The following is a 13,747-nucleotide window of genomic DNA, read 5'->3' on the forward strand; positions in this document are numbered from 1 at the left end:
CCGGGGCGCTTTTTTATTGTTCGATGATCAATCAAGCCCGCCTCATCGCCAAACAGGCCTCGACTACGCCGGCCGCGCCTTCTTCGACCATATCGAGCACGCGATTGAAACCGTCATCGCTTCCGTAGTAAGGATCGGGGACATCCCGACTCGATTTCAGCCTCGAAAAATCCATGAAGAGCCTCAGCCGATCCCGCCGATGCTCGGGGCAACGACGTTGCATTTCGGCCAACACCCCTGCATCCATGGCAAGGATCAGGTCAAAAGCCTCGAAATCCTGCGCACCGAGGCGTCGGGCGGTCATTCCAGACAGATCGTAGCCGCGCGCCCGTGCCGCACGTTGCGCTCTCAGGTCTGGCGGCTCACCCTCGTGATATGCAGTGGTTCCTGCCGAGTCGACCTCAAGCCACCCACTCAATCCGCGCTGTTCAAGCATTTTCCGGAAAACGCCTTCCGCCGTCGGAGAACGACAGATGTTCCCGACACAAACGAACAGCACCCTGATCGTCGGCATGCGTTCTTCAGACCGTTTTTCCTGGACGCGCATCGTTTAATCCTGCTCCTCGTCGTGATGATTCGCGCCAAAGAGCAAGGCTTTGACGCGGAACAACTCGTCACGCAACAGCGCGGCCTGCTCGAACTCCAGGTTTTGTGCGCATTTAGCCATCTCTTTCTCGAGGCGCTTGACCTCGCGGGTCAGCTTCTTTTCGCTCATTGCCTCATAGTCGGCGGCCGTCTCGGCAGCCTTCAACTCGCGAATTTCGGTCGCCTGGTCGTAAACTCCGTCGATGATGTCGCGAATCCGCTTGCTCACGCTCCTTGGAGTAATCCCATGCGCTTCGTTGAAAGCCATTTGCTTCGTCCGCCGGCGCTCCGTCTCGTCGATCGCCCGACGCATCGAATCGGTAATTCGATCCGCATAAAGAATGGCGGTGCCTTCAAGGTGCCGGGCAGCGCGCCCAATCGTCTGGATCAAGGAGCGCTCCGAACGCAGGAAGCCCTCCTTGTCGGCGTCCAGAATCGCCACCAGCGAGACTTCCGGAATATCCAAGCCTTCGCGTAGCAGGTTGATCCCGACCAGCACGGCAAAATGTCCCAAGCGCAGATCGCGAATGATCTCGACCCGCTCCACGGTATCGATGTCGGAGTGCAAATAACGCACCTTGACGCCGTTCTCGCCTAGATAATCGGTCAGCTCTTCGGCCATGCGTTTGGTCAGCGTGGTGACCAAAACACGCTCATCACGCGCCACACGCAAGCGAATCTCGGAAAGCAGGTCGTCAACCTGGGTCGTTGCCGGGCGAACGTGAATCTGCGGATCGACGAGGCCGGTCGGGCGCACGACCTGTTCGACCACCTGCCCTTGGTGCGTACGCTCATACTCGGCGGGCGTCGCGGAAACGAAGATCGTCTGTCGTAACAGCGCTTCGTACTCTTCGAATTTCAGCGGCCGGTTGTCGAGCGCCGACGGCAGCCTGAAACCGTAATGCACTAGGTTTTCCTTACGCGAACGGTCGCCCTTGTACATGGCGCCCACTTGAGGAACCGCGACGTGCGATTCGTCGATGAACATCAAAGCATCAGACGGCAGGTAATCCAGCAATGTCGGCGGAGGATCACCAGGGCCGCGCCCGGACAAATGGCGCGAGTAATTTTCGATGCCCTTGCAGAAACCGAGCTGATCCAGCATCTCGAGGTCAAAGCGCGTGCGCTGCTCGATGCGCTGGCTTTCTACGAGTCGACCTTCCTGATTGAAGTGAGCAATGCGCTCGCGCAGCTCGATCTTGATCGCCTCAATGGCCCGGAGTACGGTGGCGCGCGGCGTCACATAGTGCGACGACGGAAACACGGTAAACCGCGACAGTTTCTTGTGCAAATGCCCGGTCAACGGATCGAAAGACTGCAGGCCATCAATTTCATCGTCGAACAATGAAATGCGGATCGCGTGTTCGGCATGTTCGGCCGGAAAAACATCAATCACGTCGCCGCGCACGCGGAAGGTTCCGCGTTGAAAATCGGTCTCGTTGCGGGGGTATTGCATCTCGGCCAGACGTTTGATGATGTCGCGCTGCCCGAGGCGATCTCCGACACGCATGGTGAGGATCATTTTATGGTACTCGTCGCGGTCCCCGATGCCGTAGATGCACGACACCGTGGCCACGATCACACAATCGCGCCGCTCCAGCAGGCTCTTGGTGGCCGACAGACGCATCTGTTCGATGTGCTCGTTGATCGCCGAGTCTTTTTCGATGAACAGATCGCGCGCGGGGACGTAAGCTTCGGGCTGATAGTAGTCGTAATACGAAACGAAGTATTCGACCGCGTTCTCGGGAAAGAACTCGCGGAATTCGGAATAGAGCTGCGCCGCCAGCGTCTTGTTCGGGGCCAGCACCAGAGCCGGCCGCCCAGTGCGGGCGATGACGTTGGCCATGGTGTAGGTCTTCCCAGACCCCGTCACCCCGAGCAAAGTCTGGAAGGAAAGCCCGTCATCCAGACCAGCGACCAATTGCTCGATTGCATTCGGCTGATCGCCTGCAGGGGCGAACGGCTGATGCAATTTGAATGGGCTCCCGGGGAAGCCGCGGACCTCAGAAATACTCGGCGGTTGCACGCTTTGCGACATATCGGTATTCTCGAAAAATCGTAATGCTTTGCATCACACTTTTGAATGATGAAAAGCAAATACGATTGTCTCCGATTTTTCCCGATAACCCAATGGTCGGCGCCAAAGACCTTGCGCGCGCTCGAAACCATGCCGAACCGTAAAGAGTGACCTGCAGATGACTTCTTCCGTGACCTCCTTCTTCTCGGCGGTGGAGCTGGCTCCCCGCGATCCCATTCTGGGTCTGAACGAGGCTTTCGCCAATGACAACCGTCCGACCAAGGTTAACCTTGGGGTCGGCGTTTATTTCGACGACAACGGCAAGATTCCTCTGCTCAATGCAGTCAGGAAAGCGGAAAAAAACCGCCTCGACAGCGCGCCTTCGCGCGGCTACCTGCCGATTGAAGGTCTCCCGGCGTACAACCAATCGGTTCAAGCCCTGCTCTTCGGCCAAGACGCTGAAATCGTCAATTCCGGTCGCGTCGTCACCGCCCAGGCTCTGGGTGGAACCGGTGCACTCAAGATCGGCGCGGATTTTCTCAAGCGCCTGAATCCCGAGGCTATGGTCTATATCAGCGACCCCAGCTGGGAAAACCACCGAGCCTTGTTTGAAAACGCAGGTTTTCAGGTCGAAACCTACCCTTATTACGCCCCGGCCACACGTGGCGTCGATTTCGAGGGAATGAAAGCCAAACTCGCCAGCATGGCTCCGGGATCAATCGTTGTGCTTCATGCCTGCTGCCACAATCCCACCGGCGCCGACCTCGACGCGACCCAGTGGAGCGCGATCATCGACATCGTTCGCGAGCAAGGGTTGCTGCCCTTCATCGACATGGCCTATCAGGGATTCGCGGACGGCATCAGCCAAGATGCCGTGGCCTTGAACCTCTTCGTTGCCTCCGGCTTGCAGTTCTTCGTCTCCAGTTCCTTCTCGAAGTCCTTCTCGCTCTATGGCGAGCGTGTCGGCGCCCTGTCGATCGTAACCGCCTCGCGCGACGAAAGCAGTCGTGTCCTCTCGCAGCTCAAGCGCCTGGTCCGCACCAACTATTCGAACCCACCAATCCATGGCGCAGCGATCGTTGCCGCCGTTCTTTCCGATGCGGCCTTGCGCGCAGAATGGGAGGGCGAACTCGCCACCATGCGCGACCGTATCCGCACCATGCGCAGCGGCCTCGTCGAGGCACTCAAGGCCAATGGCGTCAAACAAGACTTTGCGTTCGTCACCAAGCAACGCGGCATGTTCTCCTATACCGGACTCTCGTCGGCACAGGTCGCTGTTTTGCAGAGCGAATTCGGCATCTACGCAGTCAGCACCGGACGCATCTGCCTCGCGGCACTCAACCAGCGCAACGTCGACTACGTCGCCAAGGCCATTGCGCAAGTGCTCTGAAATTCTTAACGCGCAAAAAAATGCCGGGCATGCCCCGGCATTTTTTTGCCTGCTGCACGCCTAACTAACGGTTCATCTGCACCACGGGCGACTTGACGCTCCCGGTCACAGCAATCGGAATCCGGGTCTGATTGGCACTGCCTTTGAGCTGCAACTCGAAGCGCCCCTGCAGGCGTGCCTCTGCGGCAATGTCGAGGTTACCCCGCGACTGCATCAAACCCGAGCTCATGCTCAGGTCGGAGAATCGTACGTTGCCTTGACGAACACGGAAACGCCCCGACAACTGTTCGAAAGCCGTCGCGCCCCCTTGAACGATGTCGCCGCTCCGTCTCACTGCCTCGACGAAATCGATTCCGCGCAATCCGCCGCGGCCAAACGAAAAGCGCCCCTCGGCTTCAAACTGCGCAAACAGTCCCTGCCAGTTCGGAGCACGAGCGGAAAAGGACATCTCCCCCGCAGCTTCACCCTGCACCAAGGCGCCACCGGCCAAAACTTCGGACATTCTCCCGGCATTAAGGTGTTCGAAACTCAGATCACCGGATACGCGGTACACCTCGCCGCCCGAGATCACCCCACGTCCGCGAAACGCACCATTGAACACACGCACATCGAAGGCGGACACATTAAAGTCTTGTGGCTTGGCCACGCCCGTCAGGCTCAGTGAATCAATCTGTACCCCCGAATCGGGAACAGGGCGCCACCCATAGACCTCAAGTGACAACGCAACATGTCCCCCGTCCTGTTTAAGGGTCAAGCTGAGGCTGCGGTCCGTCGAACGGAGCTTGAGCGCCTCCTGCACTGCCGTTGCCGGCACCGCCTCGCCCTGCAGGTTTTCCAAGCGCAATCCAGACAAGGACAGACTCACGCGTTCGAAATTGATACGGCGAACCGACACATGCCCCTCCGGTCGCGAGAGCGACGCCAGGAGCGCGGGCAGAGCAGTAAAGTTTTCATGCCCGAAATCGATGCCCGCCACCTCCAAAACATCAATTCGCGCGGTGTCGGAAAACAAAAGGCCCAACGCCGAAAAAGCGCCCAGACGAACGTTCTCCGCGCGCAAAACGCTTTGCCCCTTACCAATGTGCACTCCCTTCAAAACAAGCGCCGGCTGGGGCTTGAACGTTACATCGACGGCTTCCACGCGAACCTCGCTGCCAGTGGCGGCAAGCAGCTTCTGCTCGATTTGAGGCACGTAACGTTCAACGGAAAAAAGGGCAAAACCGACGCCAAGGACGAGGCACAACAACAGCGGCACGAGCCACCAACGCCCTTTCAGGCGGGTTTTCGAATGCTCGAGACGTTGCTTGAAATCCGAGTTGTCGACTGCTGTCTTGTGGGCTTCCTTGCTTCGAGCACTCACTTTCGACATGCTGATCGTCTCGAAGGAGGCCTCGCTCCGATCAATTTTTCCTTGCAAGCGATCCCGCTTGATTTGGGCTGGCGCCGGCATTTTCTTGCCAGGCGCTTGCACCGCTTTGGGCTCCTGCGAGAACGTGCTGAAAAGGCTCAGCTCGCTGTCCTTCATCTCGCCCTGCGCCTCCCCTGCCGGTTGCTTTTCCCGCTGACGCGCAAGAGTTGAGGACGTTTTTGACCCCGCCGCCCCGCCGTGATCTTCTTCCTTTTTTTTACCCAACAATCCGCTCAAGAATGAAGTCCGCGGCCGCGCTTCGATAGCCTCGGGCGCCAATCGGGGCGGCGACGCAGCCCCCGATGAAGCGGCGACCGGAACAGGTTGCTCTGGCGCAGTGTCGCCAACACGGGTGACTGTTTTTTCCTTCTCTCCACCGACCAGAACTTGCGAGTCGATCTTCGTCAGCACCTCGCGTGCCGGAAGGGGCTCGATGAATCCGCCTTGAAGCAGTTCGCCCAAGGCACTGGCCGTTAGCTGCGCGTCGCCCGTTTTTTTCGCCAGCTCTGACACTGGGGACACGCCATCGACGAGGATCAAGACCATCCGCAAATTGCGCTGCATCAGGCGTTTACGTTGTCGCATCGCCTGGTCTCCGGCGGGGGTCTTCCGATAGACGATTTCGTTATCCATTTTTTTCCAAAAACGTGTTGACGACTGCCCTGGAGGTCTCTATAATGCTGGCTTCGTTGTTCCTCGATAGCTCAGTCGGTAGAGCGCCGGACTGTTAATCCGTAGGTCCCTGGTTCGAGCCCAGGTCGAGGAGCCAGAGATGCAAGCAAATAGCCCGCCCAGTGCGGGCTATTTGCTTTTTGTGCTTTTGATCGGACACATTTTTCTCCAACTGCCAAAACGATCATTCGCAAAGCATATCGAGAAAAAGATCGACACCGCAACAAGAAGCACATCGCCGCACAAGAATGCTTGCGCTCCCCCTTCCCGGGACTATAGTGAATGTGCAGCATGGTGAGGTCGACATGAACATCTCCGGCATCAGCGATGCAGCACGGGCGTCCGTACTGCTCTCCACATCCTCCGTCACACAGCCATCGGCTTCCGCCCGCAAGGCGTTTGAGCAGGCGGCTTCACGCCTTGACCAGCAGATCCAGACGACGGAAGCGAAGATTTCGACCCTAGGCCAGGTCAAGTCCACCCTGGCCCAGGTGCAATCGAGCGCAAGCGCGCTGGCCAAGACAACCAGCGCCACCACATCCCCGAATGAATTGCGCGCTGGCCTGCAAAAACTGGTCGATAACTACAATGCCGCGCGCGCAGCCGGCACTGCTGCGGGGCCGGGAACAGGACAATCGCCGAGCAACGATCTACAAAGAGCGCTCGCCAGCGACAGCGCACGCACCGACCTTCAGGCGCTGGGGGTCCGCCAGCAGGCCGACGGGCGCTTGGTCTTCGACAGTGCAACGTTTGCCGCTGCCGTCAAGGACAACCCCAGCGGAACCAACACCGCCGCCAACCGCATCGGCCAGGAAATCGCCCAGGTGGCAGATCGCACGCTGTCAGACAACAGCCACCTGAACATTGCGCTGAAAAATCTGAACACACAGGCCGGCAATCTTGAATCCCGCCAGACGGCACAGCAAGCCATGGCTGACGCGGCACAAGCGAGCGCCGAACAGGCTGGCTTGCGCTTGAACAGCGCGCTCACGGCGAGCGGGATCGCGAGTTATCAGAAGATTTTCTCGCTTTGAATTGAGACACGAAAAGTGCACAAACGGCGGATTCCTCCGCCGCGCGTGCTGCACTGCCTACCCCCGTCTGCGCCGCGCCTCGTAAAGGCACACCCCAGCCGCCACCGAGACGTTGAGGCTTTGCACCGACCCGAGCATGGGGATGGTCACCAACTGGTCGCAGGTCTCGCGCGTCAGGCGGCGCATGCCATCGCCTTCGGCGCCAAGCACCCAGGCCGTGCCCGCAGGCCACGTGGCGGCATAAAGGTCTTCGCGCGCCTCGGCATCGGTGCCGATCACCCAGATGTTGCGCTCCTTCAGTTCGCGCAGCGTGCGCGCGAGGTTGGTCACGGTGATGTAGGGCACGCTCTCAGCCGCGCCGCTCGCCACCTTCGCCGCCGTCTGCGTCAATCCCACCGCGCGGTCCTTTGGGGCGATCACGGCATGCGCCCCGACCGCATCCGCCACCCGCAGGCAAGCCCCCAGGTTGTGCGGATCCTGAACACCGTCGAGCACCAGCAGGAAAGGCGGCTCTTCCAGAGTGTCAAGCACGTCGTCCAGCGTCACTTGGCGGGATTCGAGCTTGACCCTCGCCACCACGCCTTGATGCCGCCGCCCGCCGCCCGCCATGCCTTCCAGGCGCTTGCCGTCGACAGTCAGGACGCGCACGTCCTGCAATTCCGCGTGACGCAGCAGATCGCGCGCCCGGGCGTCATTCCGGCCGGCATCGATGAAAATCTCGACGATGGCGTCGGGCTGGTGGCGCAATTTGGCGACGACGGCGTGAAAGCCGTAGATGAAACTTGTATGGGACATGTGGTGTCAGTGGGTAGCGTTCGGTAAAGGCGACATTCTACCTTTCTTGTCCCACACGGCAGCAATGATCGAAAAACCATCCGACCCTACGCCCATGATCTAGAATCAAAAACGTGGCGCGCACGTTTCTTGCAGCGACGCCCGATCGACAGTGTGCTGATTGGTGTTTTCCGCTTGTTTCACGCTACGTCATGAACGTAGCGCCTTACGCAGGGGAGGCTCAATGAACGTAACACGGCGACAATTCTTCAAGGTTTGTACGGCCGGGATCGGGGGCTCGTCCATCGTGCTGATGGGCTTCTCGCCCACCGCCGCGCTGGCGGAAGTGCGCAGCTTCAAGCTGGCGCGCGCCACCGAGACGCGCAATACCTGCCCGTACTGCTCGGTGTCCTGCGGCGTGCTGATCTACACCAGCGGCGACAAGTCCAAAAACGCCCACGCCGAAATCATCCACATCGAAGGCGACCCGGACAACCCCGTCAATCGTGGCACGCTCTGCCCCAAGGGTGCGGGCCTGCGCGACATGATCCAGAGTGAGAACCGGCTCAAGTGGCCGGAAGTGCGCGAGCCCGGTGCCAGCGAGTGGAAACGCATCTCCTGGAACGACGCCATCGAGCGCATCGCCAAACACATGAAAGCCGACCGCGACGCCAATTTCGTCGCCCAAAACAAGGAAGGCGTCACCGTCAACCGCTGGCCGACCACAGGTTTCCTGGCCTCGTCGGCGGCCAGCAACGAAGCCGGCTACCTCACGGTCAAGACGGTTCGTGCCCTCGGGATCACCGCACTCGATACCCAGGCCCGCATCTGACACGCCCCCACGGTGGCCAGTCTGGCTCCGAGTTTTGGGCGTGGCGCGATGACCAACCACTGGGTGGACATCAAGAACGCTGATCTGATTTTCGTCATGGGCGGCAACCCGGCCGAAGCGCACCCCTGCGGCTTCAAATGGGTGATCGAGGCCAAGAAAACCCGAAAGGCCAAGCTGGTCGTCGTCGACCCGCGCTTCAATCGCACGGCATCGGTGGCCGATTTCTATGCGCCGCTGCGCCCAGGCTCGGACATCGCCTTCCTGGGCGGCGTCATCAATTACCTGCTGGCTAACGACAAGATTCATCACGACTACGTCAAGGCCTACACCAACGCGGCGTTCCTCGTCGACGAAAACTATCGTTTCGACGACGGCCTCTTTGCCGGCTACGACGAGGCCAAGCGCAGTTACGCCAAAGCGAGTTGGTCCTATCAACTCGACAAGGACGGCCAGGCGGCGATCGACGAAACGCTGCAGAACCCGCGCTGCGTCTTCCAGCTGCTCAAGGATCACTATTCCCGCTACACCGCCGACGTGGTGGCCAAAGTCTGTGGCACGCCCAAAGACGCCTTCCTCAAGGTCTGCGAGTACATCGCCAGCACTGCGGCGCCGAACCGGACGATGACCAACCTCTACGCGCTGGGCTGGACCGAGCATTCCGTCGGTTCTCAGAACATCCGTTGCATGGCCATCATCCAGCTCCTGCTCGGCAACATGGGCATGGCCGGTGGCGGCATCAACGCCCTGCGCGGACACGCCAACGTTCAGGGCATCACCGACTTCGCCCTCTACGCGCAGAACTTGCCGGGCTACTTGTCGGCGCCGACCGACGCCGACAAGACGCGCGACGAGTTCCTCGCCAAGCGTACGCCCAAGGCCCTGCGGCCCGGGCAGATGAATTTCCAGCAGAACTTCCCCAAGTGGTTCACCAGCCTGTGCAAGTCCTGGTGGGGCGACGCAGCGAACAAGGATAACGGCTTCGCCTACGACTACCTGCCCAAGCTCGGCGGCGCGTCCGACGTGCTGTCGATCTTCAACAGCATGTACGAAGGCCAGATCAACGGCTTCTTCTGCCAGGGCTTCAACCCGCTGGCCTCGGTCGCGCACAAGCGCAAGGTCAGCGATGCGCTCGCCAAGCTGAAGTACCTGGTGATCATGGACCCGCTGGCGACCGACACGTCGGAGTTCTGGAAACCGCACGGCGAATTCAACGAAGTTGATCCGACCAAGATCCAGACCGAGGTCTTCCGCCTTCCGACCACGCTCTTCGCAGAAACGGCGGGAACGTTCACCAACTCCGGTCGGGTCATCCAGTGGCGCTGGAAGTCGGCCGACGGCCCCGGAGACGCCCGCGAGGACACTGAGATCATGGCCGCCCTCTTCCTGCGCCTGCGCGAGCTGTACGCCAGCGACGGTGGAGCCTTCCCCGAGCCGATCCTCAAGCTGACCTGGCCGTACGTGCAGCCGGCCAAACCCTCGCCCGAAGAGCTCCTGCGCGAGATCAACGGGCGCGCACTGAGTGATCTCACCGACCCCAAGGATCCGACCAAGGTGCTGCTCAAAGCCGGCGAACAACTGCCCGGCTTTGCCCTGCTGCGCGACGACGGCTCGACGGCCTGCGGCAACTGGATCTACTCCGGGGTCTGGTCACCGGCCGGCAACAACGCCGCGCGACGCGACAACAGCGACCCGTCGGGCCTCGGCCAGACGCTCAACTGGGGGTTCGCCTGGCCAGCCAACCGGCGCATCATCTACAACCGCGCCTCGTGCGACCTTCAGGGCAAGCCCTGGGATCCGCGACGCACGGTATTGCGCTGGACCGGCACGGCCTGGGGCGGCAACGACGTCCCGGACATGCGCCCGGACGCCAAGCCCGAAGAAGCAGTGATGCCCTTCATCATGAACCCGGAAGGCGTCTCCCGCCTCTTCTCCCGCGACATGATGGCCGAAGGTCCCTTCCCCGAGCACTACGAACCCTTCGAGTCGCCGCTCGAGAAGAACCCCATGCATCCGGACAACCCGAAGGCCCGCTGCAACCCGGCAGCCCGCGTGTACAAGGGCGACATGGAGGCCTTCGGCAGCAGCAAGGACTTCCCCTACGTCGCCACCACCTATCGCTTGACCGAGCATTTCCACTACTGGACCAAGCAGTCGAAGATCAACGCGATCATGCAGCCCGAGCAGTTCGTCGAGATCGGCGAGGAGTTGGCCAAGGAGAAAGGCATCAAGGCCGGCGACAAGGTCAAGGTGCGCTCGAACCGCGGCTTCGTGCGTTGCGTCGCGGTGGTCACCAAGCGCATCAAGGCGCTCGACGTCGACGGCCGCAAGGTGCATACGGTCGGTCTGCCGATCCACTACGGCTTCAAGGGGGCGACCAAGCCTGGGTTCCTGACCAACACCTTGACCCCGTTCGTCGGCGATGCCAACACCCAGACGCCGGAATACAAGGCGTTCCTGGTGACCCTCGAGAAAGCCTAGGAGGCCTGACATGGCACTGCAATCGCTGGACATCAAGCAGCGCTCGGCAACGACCACGCCGTCGCCCCAGGCCAGGCAAACGATGGAGATCGCCAAGCTGATCGACGTCTCGGCCTGCATCGGCTGCAAGGCGTGTCAGGTCGCGTGCATGGAGTGGAACGACGTGCGCGACGAAGTCGGGAACTGCCACGGCGTCTACGACAACCCGATGGACCTGACGGAAAACTCGTGGACGGTCATGCGCTTTACCGAAGTCGAGCAGGACAACAAGCTCGAATGGCTGATCCGCAAGGACGGCTGCATGCACTGCTCCGATCCGGGCTGCCTCAAGTCTTGCCCGGCCCCGGGCGCCATCATTCAGTACGCCAACGGCATCGTCGATTTTCACCAGGAAAACTGCATCGGCTGCGGCTACTGCGTGACCGGCTGTCCGTTCAACGTCCCCCGCATCTCCAAGAAGGACAGCAAGGCGTACAAATGCACGCTCTGCTCCGACCGCATTGCGGTCGGCCAAGCCCCCGCCTGCGTCAAGGCCTGTCCGACCGGCGCGATCCAGTTCGGCAGCAAAACGGACATGAAGGATTACGCCAGCAAGCGGGTGACTGACCTTAAGGAGCGCGGCTACGACAAGGCCGGCCTGTACGATCCGGCCGGCGTCGGCGGCACGCACGTGATGTACGTCCTGCATCACGCCGACCGTCCCGGCCTCTACGCCAACCTGCCCGAAAACCCGAGCGTCAGCCCGCTCGTTGCCTTGTGGAAAGGCGCCGCCAAACCCCTGGCCAGCTTCGCACTGGGCCTCGTGGCGCTCGGTAGCCTCTTCCATTACGTCATCAAGGGGCCGAACGAAGTCGCCAAGGAGATCGAGGCCGAGGTCGAGAAGGAAAGTGAAGGAGAACGCGCATGATCCGCGACCCGAAAGACCTGCGCCGCTACAGCGCCACCGAGCGTGCCAACCACTGGACCGTGGGCATCTGCTTCATCCTGCTCACGCTCTCCGGGCTGGCCTTCTTCCACCCCGCCTTCTACCCGCTCACCCAACTTTTCGGGGGCGGCACCTGGACGCGCATCCTGCACCCCTTCGTCGGCATCGTCTTCGCGCTGGCTTTCGCGGCGATCTTCATTCGCTTCTACCGCCTCAATGCGATGACGCCGACCGACTGGGAATGGCTGTCGCGGGTGCAGGAAATGATCGACGGCAACGACCACAACATGCCCGAGCAAGGCAAGTACAACGGCGGCCAGAAGCTCGTCTTCTGGGCTTCCGCCGTCTGCATGCTGTGCCTGCTGGGGTCGGGCGTGTTGCTCTGGCGCGCCTACTTCGACTTCCCGGTCGGACTGGTCCGCTTCGCCGCGGTCGTGCATGCCGCTTCGGCGGTAGCGATGATCGCAGTGATCATCGTGCATGTGTACGCCGCCATCTGGACGCGCGGCACGATCCGGGCGATGTGGTACGGCACCGTCACCCGCGCCTGGGCCAAACAGCATCACCGCGCCTGGTACCGTCAAATGACCGGGAAATAATCCGCTTGCATTCCCACCGGCCCGCGGCCACACTGGCCGCGGGTTTGTTTTTTTCAGGACGACGCATGGATTCGCAGCCTGTCACGCCCGCCATCCCGATTGATCCCGCGCCTGCAGGCGATGCCGATCGCCGCAGCCTGGCGCCCGATGTCGCGACCCTTTTTGCCCGCCGCGCCAAACGCTTCAGGACGCTCGCCCAAGGCCATCCGCTTGGCGACTGGCTCGCCTTTCTCGCCGACCTGAGCGACGCGCAACAAGACGCAACAGCCAGCCTCGCCCACCTCTCCGATTTGACGCTCCCCGATGCCGAGGCCATCGCCCAGTCCCGAGCCCATGCCCTGCCGGTGCTGACCGGACGGTATCGACCGCCCCGCAGCCTCTGGCACCGTGCTCTGCGCGAACTCGCCAAAAATCTGCAGCCTCGCGCGCCCGAACCCGCGCGTGCCGCCTTGGATGCGCTCATCGCGGCACCGGAGCGTTTCGACGCTTTGGCGCTTGCGCTCCTGAACGACGGAGGCGTCCCGCAGGACGCGCCCGCACAACCGCCGAGCGCAGCCCTCCTGCCCTTCGTTGGTGCTGCGCTGCAGGTTGTCTGGAGCGCGCAGGCTGCACGCCTCGACCCGACAAGCCTCGGCCACGTCGAAGACGGCACCCTGTGCCCCTGTTGCGGCAGCTCGCCGGTGGCCAGCGTGGTACGCACGGACGATGCGGTCAACAACCTGCGCTACCTGCATTGCGCGCTGTGCAACACCGAGTGGAACCGTCCGCGCGCCACCTGCACCGCCTGCGGCGACGAGGCCAGTGTCGCCTACCAGCAGATCGAACACCAAAACGGCGCCGTGCGCGCGGAGACCTGCGACCGCTGCCGCAGCTACCTGAAGATCGTCTATCAAGAGAAGGATTCGCAGGTCGACCCCGTCGCCGACGATCTGGCGACGCTGGCCCTGGACCTGCTGCTCGACGAAGCCGGCTACGCGCGCAGCGGTCCGAATTTCTTGCTGGCCGGTGCCGGCGCTTGAGTCGCTTGTCCTTA

The 13,747-nt window shown here is 61.4% G+C and carries 10 protein-coding genes and 1 tRNA gene; 7 read left to right on the plus strand and 4 right to left on the minus strand.

The features are described 5' to 3' along the window. Positions 1-31: 31 nt before the first annotated feature. Both QMB55_RS02500 and uvrB read right to left on the minus strand, forming a co-directional pair. Positions 32-547 carry a low molecular weight protein-tyrosine-phosphatase gene (locus tag QMB55_RS02500; RefSeq protein WP_497587084.1) on the minus strand — a complete coding sequence of 172 codons (516 nt, stop codon included), beginning with the start codon at positions 545-547 and terminating at the stop codon, positions 32-34. Positions 548-550: 3 nt separating this feature from the next. Then, a complete protein-coding gene (gene uvrB, locus QMB55_RS02505) occupies positions 551-2,623 on the minus strand; it encodes an excinuclease ABC subunit UvrB (protein WP_497587085.1) in 2,073 nt (690 codons plus the stop codon). A 157-nt stretch (positions 2,624-2,780) separates the two neighbouring features. Between uvrB and QMB55_RS02510 the strand changes: the two genes are divergently transcribed. Continuing rightward, positions 2,781-3,992, plus strand: coding sequence for an amino acid aminotransferase (locus QMB55_RS02510; RefSeq protein ID WP_497587086.1), 1,212 nt, complete (start codon positions 2,781-2,783; stop codon positions 3,990-3,992). Positions 3,993-4,056: 64 nt separating this feature from the next. Here QMB55_RS02510 and QMB55_RS02515 read toward each other — a convergent pair whose 3' ends face one another. Then, a complete protein-coding gene (locus QMB55_RS02515; RefSeq protein WP_497587087.1) occupies positions 4,057-6,033 on the minus strand; it encodes an AsmA family protein in 1,977 nt (658 codons plus the stop codon). Positions 6,034-6,093: 60 nt separating this feature from the next. Between QMB55_RS02515 and QMB55_RS02520 the strand changes: the two genes are divergently transcribed. Both QMB55_RS02520 and QMB55_RS02525 read left to right on the plus strand, forming a co-directional pair. Then, a tRNA-Asn gene (locus QMB55_RS02520) sits at positions 6,094-6,169 on the plus strand. Between the two features lie 208 nt (positions 6,170-6,377). Continuing rightward, a complete protein-coding gene (locus tag QMB55_RS02525) occupies positions 6,378-7,106 on the plus strand; it encodes a hypothetical protein (RefSeq protein ID WP_497587088.1) in 729 nt (242 codons plus the stop codon). 57 nt (positions 7,107-7,163) lie between these two features. Here QMB55_RS02525 and rlmB read toward each other — a convergent pair whose 3' ends face one another. Further along, the gene (gene rlmB, locus QMB55_RS02530; RefSeq protein WP_497587089.1) at positions 7,164-7,901 is read right to left on the minus strand and encodes a 23S rRNA (guanosine(2251)-2'-O)-methyltransferase RlmB; all 738 of its coding nucleotides are present in this window, start codon (positions 7,899-7,901) and stop codon (positions 7,164-7,166) included. 223 nt (positions 7,902-8,124) lie between these two features. On the opposite strand from rlmB, the gene fdnG reads away from it, so the two are divergent. From fdnG to fdhE, 4 genes are all read left to right on the plus strand, one after another. After that, positions 8,125-11,190 carry a formate dehydrogenase-N subunit alpha gene (gene fdnG, locus QMB55_RS02535; protein ID WP_497587090.1) on the plus strand — a complete coding sequence of 1,022 codons (3,066 nt, stop codon included), beginning with the start codon at positions 8,125-8,127 and terminating at the stop codon, positions 11,188-11,190. A 10-nt stretch (positions 11,191-11,200) separates the two neighbouring features. Then, entirely contained in the window at positions 11,201-12,097 is an 897-nt protein-coding gene (gene fdxH / locus QMB55_RS02540) for a formate dehydrogenase subunit beta (RefSeq protein ID WP_497587091.1), read from the plus strand. Then, a complete protein-coding gene (locus QMB55_RS02545; RefSeq protein WP_497587092.1) occupies positions 12,094-12,714 on the plus strand; it encodes a formate dehydrogenase subunit gamma in 621 nt (206 codons plus the stop codon). The genes fdxH and QMB55_RS02545 overlap by 4 nt, the downstream gene beginning before the upstream one ends. Before the next feature lie 65 nt (positions 12,715-12,779). Then, the gene (gene fdhE / locus QMB55_RS02550; protein WP_497587093.1) at positions 12,780-13,733 is read left to right on the plus strand and encodes a formate dehydrogenase accessory protein FdhE; all 954 of its coding nucleotides are present in this window, start codon (positions 12,780-12,782) and stop codon (positions 13,731-13,733) included. Positions 13,734-13,747 lie beyond the last annotated feature (14 nt).

It is taken from the genome of Propionivibrio sp. (assembly GCF_041441355.1).
In the GTDB taxonomy this organism is placed as follows: Bacteria; Pseudomonadota; Gammaproteobacteria; order Burkholderiales; family Rhodocyclaceae; genus Propionivibrio.